Genomic DNA, 23362 nt, shown 5'->3' with positions numbered 1-23362 from the left:
CGAATTCCTTAGAAGGGGCGGACAACGACCAGGATGACGATGCCCAGCAGTGCCAGTACCGGGGCTTCATTGAACCAACGATAGAACACGTGACTGCGGCTGTTCTCGCCGCGAGCGAAGCGCTTGAGCTGAGCCCCGCACAAGTGGTGATAGATCACCAACGCCACCACCAGCGTAAGCTTGGCGTGCATCCAGCCTTGCGTGAAGTAGTACGCCGAGTTGAGGCTGAGTAACCAGATGCCCAGGCCCAGCGTGGTGATCATTGAGGGAATCATGATGCCGCGATACAGCTTGCGCTCCATGACGCAGAATCGTTCGTGGCTGGCGGCGTCGCTGCTCATGGCGTGATAGACGAACAGACGCGGTAGATAGAACAGGCCGGCGAACCAGCAGACCATGGCGATGATGTGCAGAGCCTTGAGCCAGAGATAGAGCATTTTCGCTTCCCGCGCTGAAAAAATGGCCTCGATAGTAGAGGCAGCTGACGCCCTGCGTCACCTCCGTGGTTGGAGCTTGGCCGATGCGGCTTTATCATCGGCAGCTTTCCAATGGCTTTTGCAAAGGGGCATGTGATGATCAAGGTCGGTATCGTCGGCGGCACGGGCTACACCGGTGTCGAACTGCTGCGTCTGCTGGCGCAACACCCGCAGGCAGAGGTGGCCGTGATCACTTCCCGTTCCGAGGCCGGCCTGCGCGTTGATGAGATGTACCCCAACCTGCGCGGTCACTATCCGAATCTGGCCTTCAGCGTGCCGGACGTTGCCACGTTGGGCGCCTGTGACGTGGTGTTCTTCGCCACCCCGCACGGCGTGGCTCACGCGCTGGCGGGTGAACTGCTGGCCGCAGGCACGCGAGTGATCGATCTGTCCGCCGATTTTCGTTTGCAGGACGCCGAGGAGTGGGCCAAGTGGTACGGCCAGCCTCATGGCGCGCCCGAGCTGCTGAGTGAGGCGGTATATGGTCTGCCCGAGGTCAACCGAGAGGCGATCAAGACCGCGCGCCTGATCGCCGTACCCGGCTGCTACCCGACGGCTACTCAGCTCGGCCTGATTCCGCTGCTGGAAGCCGGCTTGGCCGATGTCGGCAGCCTGATCGCCGACTGCAAGAGCGGCGTCAGCGGTGCGGGCCGCGGAGCCAGCGTTGGTTCGTTGTTCTGTGAGGCTGGCGAAAGCATGAAGGCCTACTCGGTCAAGGGCCATCGTCACCTCCCGGAAATTCGTCAGGGGCTGCGCCAGGCAGCAGGCAGCGACGTTGGTCTGACCTTCGTTCCACACCTGACGCCGATGATTCGCGGCATTCACTCGACCCTTTATGCACGCGTGGCCGATACCTCGGTCGATCTTCAGGCGCTGTTCGAGAAGCGTTACGCCGGCGAGCCGTTCGTCGATGTCATGCCGGCGGGCAGTCACCCGGAAACCCGTAGCGTGCGCGGAGGCAATGTTTGCCGCATCGCCGTGCACCGTCCGCAAGGCGGCGATCTGGTGGTGGTGCTCTCGGTGATCGACAACCTGGTCAAGGGCGCATCCGGTCAGGCGGTGCAGAACATGAACATTCTTTTCGGTCTCGACGAGCGCCTCGGCCTGTCGCACGCGGCCCTGCTGCCGTGATACCTGGCTGGGAGGTCCGCCTCAGCGATCCGCGCCGTGAGCGCAGGCGTCGCTGGCTGCAACTGCTGCTGGTGCTCGCTGTGCCGGCGGCCTTTGCCCTGGGTTGGTACTGGCCACAAGTGCAGCCTACGCAGGCAGCCGAAGAGCCATATGCGTTGTTGACTCGCGTTGCCGAACAGGAGCAGGAGCTGGAACTGCTACGCCAGCGTCTGGCTGTGGTCGGTAGTAGCGACAAAGTCACTCAGCAAGCCATGGAGCAGAATCGTCGCACCATCAAGTTGCTGGAGGAGCAGATCTTCAAGCAACAGCAGGACCTGGCCTTCTACAAAGGTGTGCTGGCACCTGCCAGTCGGCGTGAAGGCATCCGCATTCGCGCCTTTGAGTTGCAAGCCACGGACGTGCCGTTACGATTCCGCTACAAATTGCTGATGAGCCGAGTCGGCGCCAGTGATGAGGCATTGCAGGGGCGTTTGCGCATTACGATCGAGGGGCAGCAAAACGGTAAGCCGGCTGCGCTGGAGCTGGCGGCGCTGTCCGATGAGGTCAGCGAGAGCAGCATTGCGTTCTCTTTCAGGCACTTCCAGTCCTTCCCCGAGGCGGGTCGTTTTGGCGAACTACAACTACCTGAGGGCTTCGAGCCGCGTCAGGTCAAGGTTCAGGCGGAGGTCGAGGGCGACAAGCCGCTGAGCCGTACATTCGAATGGATAAAATCAGGAGCGATAGCCACTCATGTGGAGTAAAGACAAGACCAAACCCGACTTGCAGCGTTTCAGCGGTAAGACCAGCCTGATTGCCGCTGGCGCTGAGCTGGTAGGCGACATGCGCTTTCAGGGCGCAGTGCAAGTGGATGGTCGGGTCACCGGTAATCTGCTGGCTACCGAAGGTCTGGTGCGCGTGAGCGCGGGCGGCCTGGTTGAAGGTGAGATACGTGCACCCCATATAGTGATCGATGGCGAGGTGAATGGTGATGTGTTCGCCAGCGGCCATCTGGAACTAGGCTCGCGCTCCCGGGTTCGCGGTAACCTGCATTACGGCCTGATGGAGATGGCCATGGGGGCGCAGATCGAAGGGCGCCTCTGTCACCTCAAGGATGGTGAGCGGCCACTCGAGCTTCCGGCGACGCTGGAAATCGAGCAATAGTTGACCAATTTCGTCGGGCAAGCGGATAATGCACGCCCAAAGCAGTATGGCGCATAGCGCCGGGAGTCCAGAATGAGCGTCGAAACCTTCACCCCTGCCCCCTTGCACTTCACCCAGGGCGCGGCCGGCAAGGTGAAGAACCTGGTCGATGAAGAGGGCAATCCGCGCCTGAAGCTGCGCGTGTTCGTCACGGGCGGCGGCTGCTCGGGCTTTCAGTACGGTTTCACCTTCGATGAGGAAGTAGCCGAGGATGACACCATCGTCGAGCGTGAAGGTGTAAGCTTGGTGGTCGATGCCATGAGCTTCCAGTATCTGGCGGGCTCCGAGGTGGACTATCAGGAGGGGCTGGAAGGTTCGCGCTTCGTGATCAAGAACCCCAACGCCACCACCACCTGTGGTTGCGGGTCGTCCTTCTCGATCTGAATGCTTCGCCTGATTACAGACGCCGCGCTCTAGCGCGGCGTTTTCGTTTTCAGGCCGGGTAGATGGCGCCGAGCACGCGCAGGCCTCTGGCTCCGGTCACGCTCGGGCGATTGCCAGCAATGCCCTCAAGGGCGCAATGCGCCAGCCAGGCGAAGGCCATGGCTTCGACCCAGTCCGGGTCAACACCTGCAGCTGCGGTGCTGCTGACTTCGGTTTCAGGCAGCATCTCGCTCAGGCGCTTCATCAGACAAGCGTTGTGAGCGCCGCCGCCACACACCAGCAGGACGCCGGTGTGAGCTTGCGCGTTGCGCAAGGCGCTGACGATGCTGTGTGCGGTGAGTTCTACCAGGGTCGCCTGTACATCTTCGTTGGCCAGGCGCGGTGATCCATGCAAATGGGCCAGCAGCCAGTCGAGGTTGAATAGCTCGCGGCCGGTACTCTTCGGACCCTGGGTGGCGAAGAAGGGATCGCTCAGTAGTCGCGACAGTAGCGCGGCGTCTACCTTGCCGCTGGATGCCCAGGCGCCGTCACGGTCATAGGTCAGGCCCTGGCAATACTGAATCCAGGCATCGAGCAGAACGTTACCAGGGCCGCTGTCGAATCCCAGAACCTCCTGGCCGGGCGAAAGCAGGCTGAGGTTGCTGAAGCCGCCGACATTGAGCACGGCGACATGACGTTGGCTGTTGCCGAACAGGTCGTGGTGAAAAGCAGGCACCAAGGGAGCGCCTTGGCCGCCGGCTGCCACATCGCGGCGACGAAAATCGCCGACCACGCAAATCCCGGTGAGCTCGGCCAGCAGTGCCGGGTTGCCGATCTGAATGGTGAAGCCGCGTGCAGGCTCATGGCGCACGGTCTGGCCATGGCTGCCGATGGCGCGAATCTGCTGTGCGGTAAGGTTCTGTTGCTGCAGGAGTTCGTTGATGGCGGCAGCGGCCAATTCGACCCAGCGCTGTTCTGCGATAGCTGCGCGCGCCAGCTCATCATCGCCCGAGGTGCACAGCGCCAGCAGGTCGCTACGTAGTTGTTCTGGCATGGGGCGGTAGAGCGTTGCGAGGAGTTTGGGGCGCTGATCCTGATCGATCAGCGCGATGTCCAGCCCGTCCAGGCTGGTGCCGGACATCACACCAATATAGAGGGGCACGGCTTACTGCTGGTTAGCGGCTAGCATGGTGGTCTTTTCCTGGTCCATGCGCGCCATCAGCGGCTTGCTCAGTTGCATAAAGCGTTGCTTTTCGCTCGCTGCAATCGGGTCGGCCATCGGCAGCTTCTGGCTGAGTGGATCTACGTGTACGCCGTTGACCTGGAATTCATAGTGCAGGTGAGGGCCGGTGGAGAGCCCGGTGGTGCCAATGTAACCGATGATCTGGCCTTGCTTGACGTTCGAACCATTGCGAACACCTTTGGCAAAACCCTGCATATGGGCATAAAGAGTACGGTAGCGCTGGCCGTGCTGGATGATCACGGTATTGCCGTAGCCTCCGTTGCGACCTGCCAGTGTTACGCGACCGTCACCGGCAGCCTTGATCGGCGTGCCACGTGGCGCGGCATAGTCGACACCCTTGTGCGCGCGAATCTTGTTCAGGATCGGGTGCTTGCGCCCAGTGGAGAAGCGCGAGCTGATGCGAGCGAAGTCCACCGGCGTACGGATGAATGCCTTGCGCATGCTCTCGCCATTGGCGTTGTAGTAGCTGGTGATGCCTTGCTTGCTGGTGTAGCGCACGGCGGTGTAAGTCTTGCCGCGGTTGGTGAAGCGCGCCGAGAGAATATTGCCGGTACCGACACGTTTGCCGTTGACCACCTTCTCTTCGTAGATCACTTCGAACTCGTCCCCTTCGCGAATATCCATGGCGAAGTCGATGTCGTAACCAAATACGTTGGCCAGGTCCATGGTCAGGCTATGCGACAGGCCTGCACGTTTGGCGGAGAGGAACAGCGAACTGTTGATCACGCCACGGCTGTAAGCGGTGACCACCTCAGGCTTGACCTGATCGCGCTGGAAATCGAAGCCTTTATCGGTACGGCTCAGGCGAATGGTTTCCAGGTCGCTGAGCTTGCTCTGCAGGCTTTTCAGCTTGCCGTCTTCGTTCAGCTCGAAATCCAGCACCTGGCCCACTTTAAGGCGGCTGAATTGTTTGGCCTCTTTATTACTGTTCAGAGCCTCATGCAGGTCGTTGGCGCTCAAGCCGACCTTGGCAAACACGGTGGAAAGCGTATCGCCATTACTGACCGTGATGTTGTGGTGGTTGGGATCGGCGGGAGGAGAGGAGTCAGCTGTTTCTAGGAGGTCTTCGTCAGCGTCTTGTGCGCTGTTTTCGGCGGTGTCGGTGCCTTGCTCGATCTCGGCGAATGGCGAGGCGGCGCCTGGTACTGGTAGTCCCGCTCGGAGGTCATCCTTTTCCTGCAGCACCATCTCGGCATCGTTGCCCAGATCCAGGTCTATGAAGGTTTTCTGTGCCTCGACTTCACGCGAAGGAAAAACCAGGAGGGCAAGGCTGAGCAGCGCGGCCACGCCGCTCGCTGCAAGAATATGGGTCTTTGGATAGAGTGGCGGCGCTTTAGATGTAGAGGTCATAGGGCTGCTTTTTGAAGTGAAAAGATGAAGATTAAAAGAAGAGCATGATGAATATGCACTAACTGTATAAAATATAACCAAAACCGCCGGGAGGCAACCCTGCAGATGATGATCGGAGCATGGTCTGCCTTACGCTGAGCAAAACTTGTGATTTGTCGGCGTTCTTGTATGGTTGGTTCCCTTTTGAACAAGGTCATTGTGAGTCATTTTATGAAGTCGGTTGAAGAGCAGCTGGCGCTGATCAAGCGCGGTGCGGAAGAGGTTCTGGTTGAGGCTGAGCTGGTCGAAAAGCTCAAGCGTGGTCAGCCGCTGCGGATCAAGGCGGGTTTCGACCCTACTGCTCCAGATCTGCATCTCGGCCATACCGTTCTTATTAATAAGCTGCGTCAGTTCCAGGAGCTCGGTCACCAGGTGATCTTCCTGATTGGGGATTTCACCGGAATGATCGGTGACCCCAGCGGTAAGAGCGCTACTCGTCCGCCGCTGACCCGTGAGCAGGTTCTGGATAATGCCGAGACCTATAAACAGCAGGTCTTCAAGATTCTCGACCCGGCCAAGACCGAGGTGGCCTTCAACTCCACCTGGATGGACCAGATGGGGCCTGCCGATTTCATTCGTCTGACGTCGCAGTACACGGTGGCGCGCATGCTGGAGCGTGATGACTTCGACAAGCGCTACAGCAGCAACCAGCCGATCGCCATTCACGAGTTTCTCTATCCGCTGGTGCAGGGCTATGACTCCGTAGCGCTGAAGGCCGATGTCGAACTGGGCGGTACCGATCAGAAGTTCAACCTGCTGATGGGGCGCGAGTTGCAGAGGGCCTATGGGCAAGCGTCGCAGTGCATCGTCACCATGCCGTTGCTGGAAGGTCTCGATGGCGTGAAGAAGATGTCCAAGTCTCTGGGTAACTACGTGGGCATCCAGGAAGCGCCGGGTGTGATGTACAACAAACTCGTGTCCATGCCTGATGCGCTGATGTGGCGATACTTCGAGCTGCTCAGCTTCCGCTCCATGGAGGAGATCGAGCAGTTCAAGCGCGATGTCGAGCAGGGCGCGAACCCGCGTGATATCAAGATCAAGCTGGCCGAAGAGCTTGTGGCGCGCTTTCATGGTCAAGAGGCTGCGGCCAATGCTCACCGTTCCGCTGGCAACCGTATGAAGGATGGCGAGCTGCCGGAAGATCTGCCCGAGGTCGAACTGGTATCGGCTGAAGATATGCCGATCTCGTCCGTCCTTAATAAAGCAGGCCTGGTGAAAAATGCTGCGGTTGCTCGCGACCTGTTGGGCTCGGGGGGTGTGCGCGTCGATGGTGAAGTGGTTGATCGCACCTTCCTGTTCAAGCTGGGTTCTGCTCATGTCTGTCAGGCCGGCAAGAGGGCCTTTGCGCGTATCGCCCTCAAGGCTGAGTAATAAAACTGCAAAATAAGCTTGACGCGTATTCTGTTGGATGTAGAATGCGCGCCACTTCAGCGATGAAGCGCTTCAAAAACTGCTTGTTAATCAATAAGTTAAGTTGAATGAAGGGCTTGCAAAACTGGATCTGGCGTGTAGAATGCGCGCCGGTCGACAGGGGGTGGTAAGGCTCTGTTGGTGGTTCGTTCGAATGGATCGAAAGTGGTAGAAAAGAGGTGTTGACAGCGGTTTTGAACGCTGTACAATGCGCCTCCCGCTGGAGAGAAGAAGTTCAGATCGAAGGCGCAAGTGGTTGAGTAGAAAGAAGTTTCTCCGGAAACAAATTCGAAAAACAGCTTGACAGATAGAGAGGCTGCTGTAGAATGCGCGCCTCGGTTGAGATGAAAGGCTTAACCAACTGTTCTTTAACAACTGAATCAAGCAATTCGTGTGGGTGCTTGTGAGGTAAGACTGATAGTCAACTGATTATCAGCATCACAAAGCAACACTCGTTAATTCGAGAGTTACCTTTCATTAATTTGAAAGTTTTGCGATTGCTGAGCCAAGTTTAGGGTTTTCTCAAAACCCAAGCAGTATTGAACTGAAGAGTTTGATCATGGCTCAGATTGAACGCTGGCGGCAGGCCTAACACATGCAAGTCGAGCGGATGAGAGGAGCTTGCTCCTTGATTTAGCGGCGGACGGGTGAGTAATGCCTAGGAATCTGCCTGGTAGTGGGGGATAACGTCCGGAAACGGGCGCTAATACCGCATACGTCCTACGGGAGAAAGCAGGGGACCTTCGGGCCTTGCGCTATCAGATGAGCCTAGGTCGGATTAGCTAGTTGGTGAGGTAATGGCTCACCAAGGCGACGATCCGTAACTGGTCTGAGAGGATGATCAGTCACACTGGAACTGAGACACGGTCCAGACTCCTACGGGAGGCAGCAGTGGGGAATATTGGACAATGGGCGAAAGCCTGATCCAGCCATGCCGCGTGTGTGAAGAAGGTCTTCGGATTGTAAAGCACTTTAAGTTGGGAGGAAGGGCAGTAAGTTAATACCTTGCTGTTTTGACGTTACCGACAGAATAAGCACCGGCTAACTTCGTGCCAGCAGCCGCGGTAATACGAAGGGTGCAAGCGTTAATCGGAATTACTGGGCGTAAAGCGCGCGTAGGTGGTTCGTTAAGTTGGATGTGAAAGCCCCGGGCTCAACCTGGGAACTGCATCCAAAACTGGCGAGCTAGAGTACGGTAGAGGGTGGTGGAATTTCCTGTGTAGCGGTGAAATGCGTAGATATAGGAAGGAACACCAGTGGCGAAGGCGACCACCTGGACTGATACTGACACTGAGGTGCGAAAGCGTGGGGAGCAAACAGGATTAGATACCCTGGTAGTCCACGCCGTAAACGATGTCAACTAGCCGTTGGGTTCCTTGAGAACTTAGTGGCGCAGCTAACGCATTAAGTTGACCGCCTGGGGAGTACGGCCGCAAGGTTAAAACTCAAATGAATTGACGGGGGCCCGCACAAGCGGTGGAGCATGTGGTTTAATTCGAAGCAACGCGAAGAACCTTACCTGGCCTTGACATGCTGAGAACTTTCCAGAGATGGATTGGTGCCTTCGGGAACTCAGACACAGGTGCTGCATGGCTGTCGTCAGCTCGTGTCGTGAGATGTTGGGTTAAGTCCCGTAACGAGCGCAACCCTTGTCCTTAGTTACCAGCACGTTATGGTGGGCACTCTAAGGAGACTGCCGGTGACAAACCGGAGGAAGGTGGGGATGACGTCAAGTCATCATGGCCCTTACGGCCAGGGCTACACACGTGCTACAATGGTCGGTACAAAGGGTTGCCAAGCCGCGAGGTGGAGCTAATCCCATAAAACCGATCGTAGTCCGGATCGCAGTCTGCAACTCGACTGCGTGAAGTCGGAATCGCTAGTAATCGTGAATCAGAATGTCACGGTGAATACGTTCCCGGGCCTTGTACACACCGCCCGTCACACCATGGGAGTGGGTTGCTCCAGAAGTAGCTAGTCTAACCTTCGGGGGGACGGTTACCACGGAGTGATTCATGACTGGGGTGAAGTCGTAACAAGGTAGCCGTAGGGGAACCTGCGGCTGGATCACCTCCTTAATCGAAGACATCAGCTTCTTCATAAGTTCCCACACGAATTGCTTGATTCATAGTCGAAGACGATGCTGTAACGCGACCCTGTTATAGGTCTGTAGCTCAGTTGGTTAGAGCGCACCCCTGATAAGGGTGAGGTCGGCAGTTCAAATCTGCCCAGACCTACCAATTGCTTGGTGCAGAAGAATACGGGGCCATAGCTCAGCTGGGAGAGCGCCTGCCTTGCACGCAGGAGGTCAGCGGTTCGATCCCGCTTGGCTCCACCACTCTCTACGCGGTTACGGTGAGAAGAGAAAGAGTTCAGAAATGAGCGCTTCAGGGTAGACCTGGCGAGTGCTGATTTCTGGTCTTTTGACCGGTACGAATATCGTTCTTTAAAAATTTGGATATGTGATAGAAGTGACTGATTAATTGCTTTCACTGGCAATTGATCTGGTCAAGGTAAAATTTGTAGTTCTCAAGACGCAAATTTTCGGCGAATGTCGTCTTCACGATTGAGACAGTAACCAGATTGCTTGGGGTTATATGGTCAAGTGAAGAAGCGCATACGGTGGATGCCTTGGCAGTCAGAGGCGATGAAAGACGTGGTAGCCTGCGAAAAGCTTTGGGGAGTCGGCAAACAGACTGTGATCCAGAGATCTCTGAATGGGGGAACCCACCCGGCATAAGCCGGGTATCTTGTACTGAATCCATAGGTGCAAGAGGCGAACCAGGGGAACTGAAACATCTAAGTACCCTGAGGAAAAGAAATCAACCGAGATTCCCTAAGTAGTGGCGAGCGAACGGGGACTAGCCCTTAAGTTGATTTGAGTGTAGTGGAAGGCTCTGGAAAGTGCCGCCGTAGTGGGTGATAGCCCCGTACACGAAACGCTCTTATCAATGAAATCGAGTAGGACGGGGCACGAGAAACCTTGTCTGAACATGGGGGGACCATCCTCCAAGGCTAAATACTACTGACTGACCGATAGTGAACCAGTACCGTGAGGGAAAGGCGAAAAGAACCCCGGAGAGGGGAGTGAAATAGAACCTGAAACCGTATGCGTACAAGCAGTGGGAGCCTACTTTGTTGGGTGACTGCGTACCTTTTGTATAATGGGTCAGCGACTTATATTCAGTGGCGAGCTTAACCGAATAGGGGAGGCGTAGCGAAAGCGAGTCTTAATAGGGCGCTTTAGTCGCTGGGTATAGACCCGAAACCGGGCGATCTATCCATGGGCAGGTTGAAGGTTAGGTAACACTGACTGGAGGACCGAACCGACTACCGTTGAAAAGTTAGCGGATGACCTGTGGATCGGAGTGAAAGGCTAATCAAGCTCGGAGATAGCTGGTTCTCCTCGAAAGCTATTTAGGTAGCGCCTCGTGTATCACTGCTGGGGGTAGAGCACTGTTTCGGCTAGGGGGTCATCCCGACTTACCAAACCGATGCAAACTCCGAATACCAGCAAGTGTCAGCACGGGAGACACACGGCGGGTGCTAACGTCCGTCGTGAAAAGGGAAACAACCCAGACCGTCAGCTAAGGTCCCAAAGTTATGGTTAAGTGGGAAACGATGTGGGAAGGCTTAGACAGCTAGGAGGTTGGCTTAGAAGCAGCCATCCTTTAAAGAAAGCGTAATAGCTCACTAGTCGAGTCGGCCTGCGCGGAAGATGTAACGGGGCTCAAACCATACACCGAAGCTACGGGTTCATCCTTTGGATGAGCGGTAGAGGAGCGTTCTGTAAGCCTGTGAAGGTGAGTTGAGAAGCTTGCTGGAGGTATCAGAAGTGCGAATGCTGACATGAGTAACGACAATGCGAGTGAAAAACTCGCACGCCGAAAGACCAAGGTTTCCTGCGCAACGTTAATCGACGCAGGGTTAGTCGGCCCCTAAGGCGAGGCAGAAATGCGTAGTCGATGGGAAACGGGTTAATATTCCCGTACTTCTAGTTACTGCGATGGAGGGACGGAGAAGGCTAGGCCAGCACGGCGTTGGTTGTCCGTGTTTAAGGTGGTAGGCTGAGCTCTTAGGTAAATCCGGGATCTTAAGGCCGAGAACTGATGACGAGCGTTCTTTTAGAATGCGAAGTGGTTGATGCCATGCTTCCAGGAAAAGCTTCTAAGCTTCAGGTAACTAGGAACCGTACCCCAAACCGACACAGGTGGTTAGGTAGAGAATACCAAGGCGCTTGAGAGAACTCGGGTGAAGGAACTAGGCAAAATGGCACCGTAACTTCGGGAGAAGGTGCGCCGGTGAGGGTGAAGTATTTACTACGTAAGCCCATGCCGGTCGAAGATACCAGGCCGCTGCGACTGTTTATTAAAAACACAGCACTCTGCAAACACGAAAGTGGACGTATAGGGTGTGACGCCTGCCCGGTGCCGGAAGGTTAATTGATGGGGTTAGCGCAAGCGAAGCTCTTGATCGAAGCCCCGGTAAACGGCGGCCGTAACTATAACGGTCCTAAGGTAGCGAAATTCCTTGTCGGGTAAGTTCCGACCTGCACGAATGGCGTAACGATGGCGGCGCTGTCTCCACCCGAGACTCAGTGAAATTGAAATCGCTGTGAAGATGCAGTGTATCCGCGGCTAGACGGAAAGACCCCGTGAACCTTTACTATAGCTTTGCACTGGACTTTGAGCTTGCTTGTGTAGGATAGGTGGGAGGCTTTGAAGTGGGGACGCCAGTTCTCATGGAGCCATCCTTGAAATACCACCCTGGCAACCTTGAGGTTCTAACTCTGGTCCGTTATCCGGATCGAGGACAGTGTATGGTGGGTAGTTTGACTGGGGCGGTCTCCTCCCAAAGAGTAACGGAGGAGTACGAAGGTGCGCTCAGACCGGTCGGAAATCGGTCGTAGAGTATAAAGGCAAAAGCGCGCTTGACTGCGAGACAGACACGTCGAGCAGGTACGAAAGTAGGTCTTAGTGATCCGGTGGTTCTGTATGGAAGGGCCATCGCTCAACGGATAAAAGGTACTCCGGGGATAACAGGCTGATACCGCCCAAGAGTTCATATCGACGGCGGTGTTTGGCACCTCGATGTCGGCTCATCACATCCTGGGGCTGAAGCCGGTCCCAAGGGTATGGCTGTTCGCCATTTAAAGTGGTACGCGAGCTGGGTTTAGAACGTCGTGAGACAGTTCGGTCCCTATCTGCCGTGGACGTTTGAGATTTGAGAGGGGCTGACCTTAGTACGAGAGGACCGGGTTGGACGAACCTCTGGTGTTCCGGTTGTCACGCCAGTGGCATTGCCGGGTAGCTATGTTCGGAAAAGATAACCGCTGAAAGCATCTAAGCGGGAAACTTGCCTCAAGATGAGATCTCACTGGAGCCTTGAGCTCCCTAAAGGGCCGTCGAAGACTACGACGTTGATAGGTTGGGTGTGTAAGCGCTGTGAGGCGTTGAGCTAACCAATACTAATTGCCCGTGAGGCTTGACCATATAACACCCAAACAATCTGCCCTCAAAGCAGAGGGTGTCGATGGTGAAGTCGACAGAAAGCCGAAAATTTGCAAGAACTACAAATCATCTATCACGTATCCAAGGGATAGCGCCTAACCGCGACATCCCAACCGAATTGCTTGACGACCATAGAGCGTTGGAACCACCTGATCCCATCCCGAACTCAGTAGTGAAACGACGCATCGCCGATGGTAGTGTGGTGCTTCACCATGTGAGAGTAGGTCATCGTCAAGCTCCTATACGAAACCCCAGATCGCGAAAGCGGTCTGGGGTTTCTTCTTTGCAGCGCGGAAAACAGAGCTGCAGAAGTCGTGTAAGCGAACGGGCATCACACCTTGCCGGCGGGCACCCAGTTATGCGGCAGCAGCTCGGCCAGGGCGCTGGCCTTCTGCGTCGGCAGGCGCATGAGCACGTCCTTCAGGTAGGCGTACGGATCGTGCCCGTTCAGGCGGGCTGACTGGATCAGCGTCATCAAGGCTGCGCCACGCTGGCCACTGCGTAGCGAGCCGGCAAACAGCCAGTTGGCACGCCCCAGGGCCCAGGGGCGGATCTGGTTCTCGATCCAGTTGTTGTCGATGGGCAGGTTGCCGTCATCCAGGTAGCGCACCAACGCTGCCCAGCGCTTGAGGCTGTAGTCGAGTGCTTTGGCGATCGCGCTGCCCTCCGGCACCTTCTGCCGCTGCCCAAGCATCCAGCTATGCAGGCCATCGATGATCGGCCTGGCTTTGTCCTGGCGCAGTTGCCGTCGCTGTGCGGCGAGCAACTCTCGCCCTTCGCGCTCCACCTCGTACAGCTGACCGATGTACTGGAGGGCCTGCTCGGCCAGTTGGCTCTGGTTGGCGGCATGCAGGTCGAAGAACTTACGCCGTGCATGGGCCATGCAGCCGATCTCGGTCACGCCTTGCTCGAAGCTGGCCTTGTAGCCGGCGAAGTCGTCGCAGACCAGTTTGCCCTGCCAGTCACCCAGGAAGCTGCGCGCGTGCTCGCCGGCCCGGCTCGGCCTGAAGTCGTAGACCACGGCCTTGAGGTCGGCGAAGGGGCTGGGTGCATAAGCCCAGACGTAAGCCCGCTGGGTCTTCTTTGTGCACGGGGCAAGCATCTGCACTGGGGTTTCGTCGGCGAGGATGACGTCCTGCTGAAGCAGGCAGTCGCGCAGGGCATCGACCAGGGGTTGCAGTTGGACGCCGCATGCGCCGACCCATCGCGCCAGCGTGGAGCGCGCGATGGCCAGCCCGGCGCGGGCGAAGATCTTTTCCTGGCGGTACAGTGGCAGATGATCGGCGAACTTGGCCACCATGACCTGAGCCAGTAGCCCGGCAGTCGGGATGCCCTTGTCGATCACCTGCGCAGGCACTGGGGCCTGGATCAGCGTTTCACACTGGGCGCAGACCCACTTGCCACGGATATGCCGCTCGACGGTGAAGGTGCCCGGGGTGTAGTCGAGCTTCTCGCTGACGTCTTCACCGATGCGCTTGAGCTGGCAGCCGCAGGCACACTGGGTGCTGTCCGGCTCGTGAAGTATCAGCGTGCGCGGCAGTTCGGCCGGCAGAGGCGCTCGCTTGGGCTGCTGCCGTAGCTCGCGCTTGGCGGACTCTGGTCGGGCCGCCTCAAGCTCTGCCTCGATGGCGGCGATGTCGGCCTCGATCATCTCGTCGAGCAGATTGAGCTGGTCGGCATTGAGCTGCTCGCTGCGTCGGGCGAAGCGGTGGCGCCGCAGCACGGCGAGTTCGTGGTTCAACCGCTGGTTGAGCGTTTCCAGGTGTTCGACGCGCTGACTCAACTGCGCGGCCAGTTGGCGCAGTTGCTCGGGTGTCAGGTGATCGAAAGCGGCAGGACTCATGGCGCCGAGTGTGCTGATTGTCGGCCCCCTCGGCGATAGGCCATTGGCCTAATTGCACCCCGGCTACAGGAGTCTGATCTCGGCATTGGGCCCAAGACGCTGCCAAGGTAGGCCGACCACCAGGGCCTGCAACTGCTCGGGACTGAGTTCCAACTGCTGTCCCTGCCAATTGCCCGACCAGACGAAGCGCCCTCGATTGAGCCTGCGAGCGGCCAGCCAGATGCCGAAGCCATCGTGCACCAGCACCTTCATCCGGTTGGCGCGCTTGTTGGTGAACAGGTAGGCGCAGTGCGGCTGCGCCGCACCGAACACTTGAACCACCCGGGCCAACGCGGTTTCAGTGCCGGCGCGCATGTCCAGCGGCTCGGTGGCGAGCCAGATGCGCTCGATGCGGATCACTTCAGCAGCTCGCGCAGGAAGCGGGCGCAGCCTTCAGGGTCGTTGCCCGGCCAATGCACCGACAGCTTGCCGGCCCGATGGGGAATGGCGATCTGGATGGCCCTGTCGGCCGCACTCGGGGTAGCCAGCAGGCTCGGGACGAGAGGAATCGGAATAAAACCTGAAGGCACAGCGGGCAGCTGTGCCTGCTGGCGGCGAATCCACTTATGCACGAGATTGGCGTTGAGGCCGTGGCTCAAGGCCACGCCGGCAACCGAGGCGCCGGGCTGGGTGCACTCATCGACGACCTGGGCCTTGAAAGATTTGGGATAGGAGCGGCGTTGGCCTGGCACGGGAGATCCTCCGCAAGGGGCTTGAAATGGTGTCCACCAAAAACAGGTGGACACCATGCCGCTAGCTGGAGAAATCGGGGAGGTGTGTTGCCCGGACGGTTACGAAGTCGTTCCAGCAAACGCGTAGGGCGCGCTGCGCGCACCGACCAGGGCGAGGTTATCGTGGGGCGCACGGTGCACCCTGCGGAGTAATGCGTTATTGGCATCAAGAAAAAGGCCACCTGAAGGTGGCCTTTGCTGTTTATAGGTTCTGAGGGTTTGGTCCTGTGCGTGGGGCAGGATCTTTCCTTTATATAGATTTCTTATGCTTCCCGTTTTCTATGCAAGCCGGAGCCTCATCGTTATCATGCCAGCCTTGTTCGTGGCGGGGCCTGGCATGCTGGAATTGTTGAAACTTCTGCAGGATGGTCGATTCCATTCCGGTGAAGCCCTGGGGGCGAAGCTTGGGATAAGTCGCAGTGCCATCTGGAAGCAACTGCAAGGCCTGGAGGCCGAGCTGGGGATCGAGGTGTTCAAGGTTCCTGGTCGGGGCTATCGGCTGTCTTCACCCATGACTTTGCTCGATGCCGGAGATATCTCTCGTGGCGCAGATGGCTTGGATTGGCCGATCTCTGTTGAGTCCAGCGTGGATTCGACGAACGCCGAGATCTTTCGTCGCCTCGATGCTGGGGTGAGTGCGCCTTTCGTGCTGCTTGCGGAGCGTCAGACCGCTGGCCGCGGTCGGCGGGGGCGTGTCTGGGCCAGCCCTTTTGCCGAGAACCTTTATTGCAGTGTCGTTCTGCGTGTAGAAGGTGGGATGAGTCAGGTGGAGGCCTTGAGTCTGACTGTAGGCCTTGCTGTCGCCAAAGCACTGCAATCCTGTGGCGTCGATGACGCGCGACTCAAATGGCCGAATGATGTGCTTGTTGAAGGTCGCAAGATATCCGGAATTCTCCTGGAGCTCGCTGGAGACCCGGCCGATGTCTGTCATGTGGTGATTGGTATCGGTATCAACGTCAACATGGCAGTCGATGCGCCCGCTGTGATCGATCAGCCTTGGACCTCGGTGCGGCAATGCCTTGGGCGGATGCTCGATCGTAATGAATTGGCTGCTGAGCTGTTGTTGCAGCTTCGGAGCAGCCTGTCCACTCATTGGCAGCACGGCTTTGCTGGTTTGCGCGAGGAGTGGGAAGCCTTGCATGCGTGGCGTGGGCGCTCTGTTGCGTTGACGGCAGGAAGCAATGCGACGCTGGGTGTCGTGCTTGGAGTTGATGAGCGAGGCGCTATTAGGCTGAGCGTGGAAGGCGTTGATCGCTCCTTCAGTGGTGGCGAGTTGAGCCTGAGGTTGCAGCATGATTCTTGAGCTCGACTGCGGTAATAGCTTTATCAAGTGGCGGGTCATCTCCGTGGATGGAGCGCAGCGCGTTCTTGCTGGCGTGGTCGACTCCGATGCCGCGCTTTTCGAGTCTTTGGCTGCTGCGTCTCAGTTGCGGGTGAGTCGCTGTCGCCTGGTCAGTGTGCGTAGCGATGCTGAGACCGAGCAGTTGGTTGCGCGTATCCGTGAGTCCTTAGGGGTGGATGCGGTCTGCGCTCAATCTGCTAGTCAGGTCGGGGTGGTGCAGAACGGTTATGAAGACTTCCGGCGCCTTGGTCTGGACCGTTGGCTGGCTGTGCTGGGCGCCTATCACCTGGGGCAGCGCGCTTGTCTGGTAGTGGATCTTGGAACTGCGGTGACCGCAGACTTCGTATCGGCCGATGGTAGGCATCAGGGTGGTTTCATCTGCCCTGGGTTGCCGCTGATGCGTGATCAGTTGAGCACGCACACTCGGCGTATTCGCTACGATCGTCAGGTGGCGCTCGCCGCTTTGCAGGAGTTGGAGCCTGGGCGCTCCACTGCGGAGGCTGTCGAGCGAGGCTGCGTATTGATGCTGCGTGGTTTTGTTGCCGAACAGTTGCTGCAAGCGCAGGCTCGTTTTCCTGACGGATTCGAGGTTTTCCTGACTGGCGGCGATGCGGGCCTGGTGCGAGACGTGGTTCCGGGGGCGCATGTTGTTCCTGATCTGGTATTTGTCGGACTGGCTATCGCCTGTCCCTTGAGCTGAGGCGAGGCATGCGCTGGATTCTGCTATTGCTCCTGCTACTTAACGCTTTCTATTACGTCTGGCATCAGCAGCAGGGCCCCTTGCGCGCCAAGGAGGTGGCTCCAGCCGGTGCTTATCAGTCGGCGCGTAAAGATATTCGTCTGTTGAGTGAGGCGGATGCGCCGCGCGTGCGCGCAGAATCTTCGGCGCCGGCTGATGCCGTTGCTCCTGAGGCGGCAGTCTGCCTCTATCTGGGGAGTTTCGAAGAGGAGTCGAGAGCCAGGGTTGTGGAGCAGCGGCTTTTGAGCTTGGATATCCAGGCTGAAGTGCGCAGCGTCGATGCTGCAGCTGGTGTCGAGTATTGGGTTTATCTGCCACCTCTGGCTTCGCGTCAGGCCTCGCTGAGGCAGTTGCGTGAGCTGCAGGCCCGGCGTATCGATAGCTACATCATCACTCAGGGTGAGCTGGCGAATGGCATATCGCTGGGGATATTCCCTCGTAATGACTCGGCCAATAGCGTTATGCAGCGTTTGCGTGATGTGGGTTACGAGCCGCAGATTCGCGAACTCTCACGTGCGCATCGCAGTTTTTGGGTGCGCGTGGCCCCGGAAAGTCGGCGCTTGGCTGACGAGTTTTTGCTTGGGCGACTTGCCGGAGACTTTGCCGGTTTGCAGCATCAATTAATGCCTTGTGAAGGCGTTGCATTGCTCCAGTAGTTTGCATAGAATGGCGCCCGCTTCGCAGGGTGGTCAAAGTTGGTTCCCGGCGAAGATGTTGTCGAAGTAGCTAACCTCAAGATTTTAATGAGAAAAAGCTTGACAGCAGGGTGGCGGATCTAGAAAATGCCGCCTCACTTTGGAGGGGTTCCCGAGCGGCCAAAGGGATCAGACTGTAAATCTGACGTCATCGACTTCGAAGGTTCGAATCCTTCCCCCTCCACCAGATTTAGCGTGAGCTGCAAGCTCCGCGGGTATAGTTCAGTGGTAGAACCTCAGCCTTCCAAGCTGATGATGCGGGTTCGATTCCCGCTACCCGCTCCAGTTTGTGGTTGGCGCAACAGGGTCTGGCTCATGTAGCTCAGTTGGTAGAGCACACCCTTGGTAAGGGTGAGGTCAGCGGTTCAAATCCGCTCATGAGCTCCATCTAATGAAGGCAGATATGAAAGTATCTGCCTTTGTTTTAATGGCGGCATGGCTTGCTCAATTCTTCGCTAGGAGACGGTCAAGATGGCTAAAGAGAAATTCGAACGTAACAAACCGCACGTCAACGTTGGCACCATCGGTCACGTTGACCACGGTAAAACCACTCTGACCGCTGCTCTGACCCGCGTCTGCTCCGAAGTATTCGGTTCGGCCAAGGTCGACTTCGACAAGATCGACAGCGCGCCGGAAGAGAAGGCTCGTGGTATCACCATCAACACTGCGCACGTAGAGTACGACTCCAATATTCGTCACTACGCGCACGTTGACTGCCCGGGTCACGCCGACTACGTGAAGAACATGATCACCGGTGCTGCCCAGATGGACGGCGCGATCCTGGTCTGCTCGGCTGCCGATGGTCCGATGCCGCAAACTCGTGAGCACATCCTGCTGTCCCGTCAGGTTGGCGTGCCGTACATCGTTGTCTTCCTGAACAAGGCTGACATGGTTGACGATGCTGAGCTGCTGGAGCTGGTCGAGATGGAAGTTCGCGACCTGCTGAGCACCTACGATTTCCCGGGTGACGACACTCCGATCATCATCGGTTCCGCGCTGATGGCGCTGAACGGCGAAGACGCCAACGAGATGGGCACCACTGCCGTCAAGAAACTGGTTGAGACTCTGGATAGCTACATTCCTGAGCCGGTTCGTGCCATCGACCGTCCGTTCCTGATGCCGATCGAAGACGTATTCTCGATCTCCGGCCGCGGTACTGTTGTGACCGGTCGTGTAGAGCGCGGTATCGTCAAGATCCAGGAAGAAATCGAAATCGTTGGTCTGCGTCCGACCACCAAGACCACCTGCACCGGCGTTGAGATGTTCCGCAAGCTGCTGGACGAAGGTCGTGCTGGTGAGAACTGCGGCGTGCTGCTGCGCGGCACCAAGCGTGATGAAGTCGAGCGTGGTCAGGTTCTGGCCAAGCCGGGCACCATCAAGCCGCACACCAAGTTCGAAGCTGAAGTATACGTTCTGTCCAAAGAAGAAGGTGGTCGTCACACCCCGTTCTTCAAAGGCTACCGTCCTCAGTTCTACTTCCGTACCACTGACGTGACCGGTTCGTGCGAGCTGCCGGAAGGCGTTGAGATGGTAATGCCGGGCGACAACATCAAAATGGTTGTTACCCTGATCAAGCCGATCGCCATGGAAGACGGCCTGCGCTTCGCAATTCGCGAAGGTGGTCGTACCGTTGGTGCTGGCGTGGTTGCCAAGATCGTCGAGTAATCGGTTGATCTGTTCCTCTCGGGCCGGCATAATGGCCGGCCTGATTTTGCTTTAGGTCAGTAGCTCAATTGGCAGAGCGGCGGTCTCCAAAACCGCAGGTTGGGGGTTCGATTCCCTCCTGACCTGCCATTTTCTAACGAATTTGGCGTGTCTTTCACAGGATCCTCTCGAATGAATGTTAAGGCTGAAGCCAAAGACTCTCGCTTTGATCTGGTCAAGTGGCTGGTTGTCGCTGCCCTGGTTGCGGTGGGTGTGGTGGGTAATCAGTACTTTTCTGCAGAGCCTGTTCTGTATCGTGTTCTGGGTTTGGTTGTGCTGGGCGCTGTTGCCGCTTTCGTGGCGTTTCAGACTGCTCGCGGTCAGGCTTTCGCGGTGCTGCTGAAAGAAGCGCGCGTCGAGATTCGTAAGGTTGTTTGGCCGACTCGCCAGGAGACCACTCAGACTACCCTGATCGTGGTTGCTGTGGTGTTGGTCATGGCGCTGCTGTTGTGGGGGCTCGATTCCCTGCTCGGTTTGCTGATTTCGCTGATTGTTGGTTAAGGGTGTCTCGTGGCTAAGCGTTGGTACGTCGTGCATGCTTACTCGGGTTACGAGAAGCATGTCATGCGCTCGCTCATCGAGCGCGTGAAGCTGGCTGGGATGGAAGATGACTTTGGCGAGATTCTCGTGCCCACTGAAGAAGTGGTCGAGATGCGCAATGGTCAGAAGCGCAAGAGTGAGCGCAAGTTCTTCCCTGGCTACGTTCTTGTGCAGATGGAAATGAGCGAGGCGACTTGGCACTTGATCAAGGATACGCCGCGTGTCATGGGTTTCATTGGTGGTACGGCTGACAAGCCGGCGCCGATTACCGAGAAAGAAGCCGAGGCCATTCTGCGTCGTGTTGCCGATAGTGGCGACAAGCCCAAGCCGAAAACGTTGTTTGAGCCGGGCGAGATGGTTCGTGTTATCGATGGTCCGTTCGCCGACTTTGGCGGTGTCGTCGAAGAAGTGAATTACGAGAAAAGCCGCATCCAGGTTGCTGTGACCATTTTCGGTCGCTCCACCCCGGTCGAGCTGGAGTTCAGTCAGGTCGAGAAGGCATAACTGACATAAGCATCCCCCACCCCGCAGTCCTAGGCTGCGGGGTTTTGTCGTCATTGGGATAAATGCGTAAGTAACCTCGGGGAGCCGTAAGGCGTTCGAACCCGAAATTGGAGTAGCTAATGGCTAAGAAGATTCAGGCTTATATCAAGCTGCAGGTTAAAGCCGGTCAGGCAAACCCGTCGCCACCCGTTGGTCCTGCTCTGGGTCAGCACGGTGTAAACATCATGGAATTCTGCAAGGCGTTCAACGCCAAGACTCAAGGCGTCGAGCCGGGTCTGCCGACTCCTGTGATCATCACTGTATACAGTGACCGCAGCTTCACCTTTGAAACCAAGAGCACCCCGGCCGCCGTGCTGCTGAAGAAGGCTGCTGGCCTGACCAGTGGTTCCGCGCGTCCGAACACCGTCAAAGTAGGCACCGTTACCCGTGCTCAGCTGGAAGAGATCGCCAAGACCAAGCAGGCCGATCTGACTGCCGCTGACCTGGATGCGGCCGTGCGCACCATCGCCGGCTCCGCTCGTAGCATGGGCCTCAACGTGGAGGGTGTGTAATGGCTAAGTTGACCAAGCGCCAAAAGGCCATTGCCGAGAAAGTCGAAGCAGGCAAGGCCTACAGTTTCGAAGAAGCGGCAACTCTGCTGGCTTCGCTGCCTGCTGCCAAATTCGTAGAGTCCTTTGACGTCGCGGTGAACCTGGGTGTAGACCCGCGTAAATCCGACCAGGTCGTACGTGGCGCCACCGTTCTGCCGAACGGCACTGGCAAGACCGTACGCGTTGCCGTGTTCACCCAAGGTCCGGGCGCTGAAGCAGCCCTGGCTGCCGGTGCCGACAAGGTCGGTATGGACGATCTGGCTGCCGAAATGAAAGCCGGCGATCTCAACTACGACGTGGTCATCGCCTCTCCGGACGCTATGCGTGTTGTTGGCCAGTTGGGTCAGGTTCTGGGCCCGCGCGGCCTGATGCCGAACCCGAAAGTCGGCACCGTGACTCCGGACGTCGCTACCGCTGTCAAGAACGCCAAGGCTGGTCAGGTGCGTTTCCGTACCGACAAGAACGGCATCATCCACACCTCCGTTGGCAAGGTCGGCTTCGAAGCCGCTGCGCTGAAGCAGAACGTGGAAGCCCTGCTGTCTGACCTCAAGCGTCTGAAGCCGTCGACCTCGAAAGGTATCTACGTCAAGCGTGTGACCCTGAGCACCACCATGGGTCCGGGTCTGATCATCGATCAGGCTTCGCTCGACGCGTAAGTGATTGGGCCGGTAGCCGCGTGCTGCCGGCCATGGAAGATTGGGGTCCCTGCCTGGCGGGGGCTATCCAAGACCGTAGGTGACACACGTTTTAAATGTCAGGTTCGCCTGATGGCCTACGCAGATGGTGCTCCCGATTCGTTACCGAATCAGACACCAAAACGCCGCCAAGCCTCGGTTTGGCGATACGGTAAAAACCAGGAGTAAACCCGTGGCAATTAAACTCGAAGACAAGAAGGCCATCGTCGCTGAAGTCAACGAGGCTGCCAAAGCCGGTCTGTCCGCTGTCGTGGCTGATGCCCGTGGCGTGACCGTCGGCGCAATGACCGGACTCCGTAAAGAGGCCCGCGAAGCTGGTGTGTACGTGAAAGTCGTGCGTAACACCCTGCTCAAGCGCGCCGTTGAAGGCACTCAGTTTGACGTGCTCAACGACGTGTTCAAAGGCCCGACCCTGATCGCTTTCTCCAACGAACACCCGGGCGCTGCTGCCCGTCTGTTCAAGGAGTTTGCCAAGGGTCAGGACAAGTTCGAGATCAAGGCAGCTGCGTTCGAGGGCAAGTACCTCGCAGCAAACCAGATCGACGTACTGGCAAGTCTGCCGACGCGCGACGAGGGCATCGCCCAGCTGATGAGCGTTATTCAAGGCGCCACCAGCAAACTCGCTCGCACCCTGGCAGCCATTCGCGACCAGAAAGAAGCTGCTGCTGCCTAAGGCGGCGTGAGCACTTTCGAAATCAAACGTTTAATTTGATGGTCGCCTAGGCCGTCACCCCAATACAGGAATTGATAGTCATGTCTCTGACTAACGAGCAAATCATCGAAGCTATCGGCCAGAAATCCGTTATGGAAATCGTTGAGCTGATCAAGGCGATGGAAGAAACCTTCGGCGTTACCGCTGCTGCTGCTGTTGCCGCTGGCCCGGCTGCTGCCGCTGCTGCTGTTGAAGAGCAGACCGAGTTCAACGTTGTTCTGGCTGAAGCTGGCGACAAGAAAGTGAACGTGATCAAGGCTGTTCGCGAGCTGACCGGTCTGGGCCTGAAAGAAGCCAAGGAGAAGGTCGACACCGCTCCTCAGGTTATCGCTGAAGGTCTGAGCAAAGAAGCTGCTGAAGACGCCAAGAAGAAGCTGGAAGAAGCTGGCGCCAAGGTCGAGCTCAAGTAAGCTCGCACCTTGCGTCTACAGCCCGCGCGACTCGCACAAGGCTGATGGCTGGTGGCTTTTGCCACCGGCCTTTTTCCGTTCTAGGTCGACTGTTCGTCAGTTGGCCTGGAGCAGAGA

General features: G+C 57.4%; 21 protein-coding genes, 6 tRNA genes and 3 rRNA genes. 24 read left to right on the top strand and 6 right to left on the bottom strand.

All coding sequences use genetic code 11. From position 1 onward, the window contains the following. Positions 1-8: 8 nt before the first annotated feature. A complete protein-coding gene (gene hemJ, locus AAEQ75_RS05495) occupies positions 9-437 on the bottom strand; it encodes a protoporphyrinogen oxidase HemJ (RefSeq protein WP_343351083.1) in 429 nt (142 codons plus the stop codon). A 135-nt stretch (positions 438-572) separates the two neighbouring features. On the opposite strand from hemJ, the gene argC reads away from it, so the two are divergent. From argC to erpA, 4 genes are all read left to right on the top strand, one after another. Then, positions 573-1607 (top strand): N-acetyl-gamma-glutamyl-phosphate reductase, encoded by a 1035-nt coding sequence (argC, locus tag AAEQ75_RS05490; RefSeq protein WP_099525804.1) that lies wholly within the window; start codon positions 573-575, stop codon positions 1605-1607. Further along, entirely contained in the window at positions 1604-2347 is a 744-nt protein-coding gene (locus AAEQ75_RS05485) for a DUF6776 family protein (RefSeq protein ID WP_256672400.1), read from the top strand. The genes argC and AAEQ75_RS05485 overlap by 4 nt, the downstream gene beginning before the upstream one ends. Continuing rightward, positions 2337-2747 carry a bactofilin family protein gene (locus AAEQ75_RS05480; protein WP_099525803.1) on the top strand — a complete coding sequence of 137 codons (411 nt, stop codon included), beginning with the start codon at positions 2337-2339 and terminating at the stop codon, positions 2745-2747. Before AAEQ75_RS05485 ends, AAEQ75_RS05480 begins: the two co-directional genes overlap by 11 nt. Before the next feature lie 72 nt (positions 2748-2819). Beyond that, entirely contained in the window at positions 2820-3170 is a 351-nt protein-coding gene (gene erpA, locus AAEQ75_RS05475; RefSeq protein ID WP_099525802.1) for an iron-sulfur cluster insertion protein ErpA, read from the top strand. A 49-nt stretch (positions 3171-3219) separates the two neighbouring features. Here the strand turns inward: erpA and AAEQ75_RS05470 are convergent, their stop codons facing one another. Together AAEQ75_RS05470 and AAEQ75_RS05465 are read right to left on the bottom strand one after the other, a co-directional pair. After that, a complete protein-coding gene (locus tag AAEQ75_RS05470) occupies positions 3220-4311 on the bottom strand; it encodes an anhydro-N-acetylmuramic acid kinase (RefSeq protein ID WP_296233846.1) in 1092 nt (363 codons plus the stop codon). Positions 4312-4314: 3 nt separating this feature from the next. Beyond that, complete coding sequence (locus tag AAEQ75_RS05465; RefSeq protein WP_125834916.1) at positions 4315-5742, bottom strand: peptidoglycan DD-metalloendopeptidase family protein; 1428 nt, start codon at positions 5740-5742, stop codon at positions 4315-4317. 210 nt (positions 5743-5952) lie between these two features. Between AAEQ75_RS05465 and tyrS the strand changes: the two genes are divergently transcribed. The 6 genes from tyrS to rrf all read left to right on the top strand — a co-directional run bounded on the left by tyrS (position 5953) and on the right by rrf (position 12938). Further along, entirely contained in the window at positions 5953-7152 is a 1200-nt protein-coding gene (gene tyrS / locus AAEQ75_RS05460) for a tyrosine--tRNA ligase (RefSeq protein WP_343351082.1), read from the top strand. A gap of 580 nt (positions 7153-7732) precedes the next feature. After that, a 16S ribosomal RNA gene (locus AAEQ75_RS05455) occupies positions 7733-9269 on the top strand. An 85-nt stretch (positions 9270-9354) separates the two neighbouring features. Then, positions 9355-9431, top strand: a tRNA-Ile gene (locus AAEQ75_RS05450). A 22-nt stretch (positions 9432-9453) separates the two neighbouring features. Further along, positions 9454-9529: transfer RNA gene (locus AAEQ75_RS05445), tRNA-Ala, on the top strand. Positions 9530-9790: 261 nt separating this feature from the next. Next, positions 9791-12683 (top strand): 23S ribosomal RNA (locus tag AAEQ75_RS05440). A gap of 139 nt (positions 12684-12822) precedes the next feature. After that, positions 12823-12938 (top strand): 5S ribosomal RNA (rrf, locus tag AAEQ75_RS05435). The 16S, 23S and 5S rRNA genes sit together here with 2 tRNA genes alongside, the layout of an rRNA operon. A 94-nt stretch (positions 12939-13032) precedes the next feature. Here rrf and tnpC read toward each other — a convergent pair. The 3 genes from tnpC to tnpA all read right to left on the bottom strand — a co-directional run bounded on the left by tnpC (position 13033) and on the right by tnpA (position 15275). Then, positions 13033-14544 carry an IS66 family transposase gene (gene tnpC / locus AAEQ75_RS05430; protein WP_343351081.1) on the bottom strand — a complete coding sequence of 504 codons (1512 nt, stop codon included), beginning with the start codon at positions 14542-14544 and terminating at the stop codon, positions 13033-13035. A 63-nt stretch (positions 14545-14607) separates the two neighbouring features. Continuing rightward, positions 14608-14943, bottom strand: a complete 336-nt coding sequence (tnpB, locus tag AAEQ75_RS05425) for an IS66 family insertion sequence element accessory protein TnpB (RefSeq protein ID WP_033997876.1) — start codon at positions 14941-14943, stop codon at positions 14608-14610. Next, positions 14940-15275 carry an IS66-like element accessory protein TnpA gene (gene tnpA, locus AAEQ75_RS05420; protein ID WP_343351080.1) on the bottom strand — a complete coding sequence of 112 codons (336 nt, stop codon included), beginning with the start codon at positions 15273-15275 and terminating at the stop codon, positions 14940-14942. The genes tnpB and tnpA overlap by 4 nt, the downstream gene beginning before the upstream one ends. A 376-nt stretch (positions 15276-15651) precedes the next feature. On the opposite strand from tnpA, the gene birA reads away from it, so the two are divergent. The 14 genes from birA (at position 15652) to rplL (ending at position 23245) form a co-directional block, all read left to right on the top strand. Next, entirely contained in the window at positions 15652-16617 is a 966-nt protein-coding gene (gene birA, locus AAEQ75_RS05415; RefSeq protein ID WP_343351079.1) for a bifunctional biotin--[acetyl-CoA-carboxylase] ligase/biotin operon repressor BirA, read from the top strand. Continuing rightward, on the top strand, positions 16607-17356 hold the full coding sequence (locus tag AAEQ75_RS05410; protein WP_343351078.1) for a pantothenate kinase: 750 nt from the start codon (positions 16607-16609) through the stop codon (positions 17354-17356). Before birA ends, AAEQ75_RS05410 begins: the two co-directional genes overlap by 11 nt. Before the next feature lie 8 nt (positions 17357-17364). Continuing rightward, entirely contained in the window at positions 17365-18051 is a 687-nt protein-coding gene (locus tag AAEQ75_RS05405) for an SPOR domain-containing protein (protein ID WP_099526825.1), read from the top strand. A gap of 141 nt (positions 18052-18192) precedes the next feature. Next, positions 18193-18277 (top strand) — tRNA-Tyr (locus tag AAEQ75_RS05400). A gap of 24 nt (positions 18278-18301) precedes the next feature. Beyond that, positions 18302-18375 (top strand) — tRNA-Gly (locus tag AAEQ75_RS05395). A gap of 26 nt (positions 18376-18401) precedes the next feature. Next, positions 18402-18477, top strand: a tRNA-Thr gene (locus AAEQ75_RS05390). A gap of 84 nt (positions 18478-18561) precedes the next feature. Then, positions 18562-19755, top strand: coding sequence for an elongation factor Tu (gene tuf / locus AAEQ75_RS05385; protein WP_159973773.1), 1194 nt, complete (start codon positions 18562-18564; stop codon positions 19753-19755). A 53-nt stretch (positions 19756-19808) separates the two neighbouring features. After that, positions 19809-19884 (top strand) — tRNA-Trp (locus AAEQ75_RS05380). 42 nt (positions 19885-19926) lie between these two features. Further along, positions 19927-20295: a preprotein translocase subunit SecE gene (secE, locus tag AAEQ75_RS05375; protein ID WP_143504861.1), complete on the top strand. Its 369-nt coding sequence runs from the start codon at positions 19927-19929 to the stop codon at positions 20293-20295. 9 nt (positions 20296-20304) lie between these two features. Further along, on the top strand, positions 20305-20838 hold the full coding sequence (nusG, locus tag AAEQ75_RS05370) for a transcription termination/antitermination protein NusG (RefSeq protein WP_343351077.1): 534 nt from the start codon (positions 20305-20307) through the stop codon (positions 20836-20838). Positions 20839-20957: 119 nt separating this feature from the next. Continuing rightward, complete coding sequence (gene rplK, locus AAEQ75_RS05365) at positions 20958-21389, top strand: 50S ribosomal protein L11 (protein ID WP_143504859.1); 432 nt, start codon at positions 20958-20960, stop codon at positions 21387-21389. Further along, positions 21389-22084 (top strand): 50S ribosomal protein L1, encoded by a 696-nt coding sequence (gene rplA, locus AAEQ75_RS05360; protein ID WP_343351076.1) that lies wholly within the window; start codon positions 21389-21391, stop codon positions 22082-22084. The genes rplK and rplA overlap by 1 nt, the downstream gene beginning before the upstream one ends. Before the next feature lie 211 nt (positions 22085-22295). Next, a complete protein-coding gene (gene rplJ, locus AAEQ75_RS05355; RefSeq protein WP_003463333.1) occupies positions 22296-22796 on the top strand; it encodes a 50S ribosomal protein L10 in 501 nt (166 codons plus the stop codon). Positions 22797-22876: 80 nt separating this feature from the next. Then, complete coding sequence (rplL, locus tag AAEQ75_RS05350) at positions 22877-23245, top strand: 50S ribosomal protein L7/L12 (RefSeq protein WP_074861137.1); 369 nt, start codon at positions 22877-22879, stop codon at positions 23243-23245. The last annotated feature ends 117 nt before the right edge of the window (positions 23246-23362 follow it).

The sequence above is a fragment of the Pseudomonas sediminis genome (assembly GCF_039555755.1).
Classification (GTDB): Bacteria; Pseudomonadota; Gammaproteobacteria; order Pseudomonadales; family Pseudomonadaceae; genus Aquipseudomonas; species Aquipseudomonas mendocina_D.
This window is presented reverse-complemented; position numbering and strand designations above follow the sequence as displayed.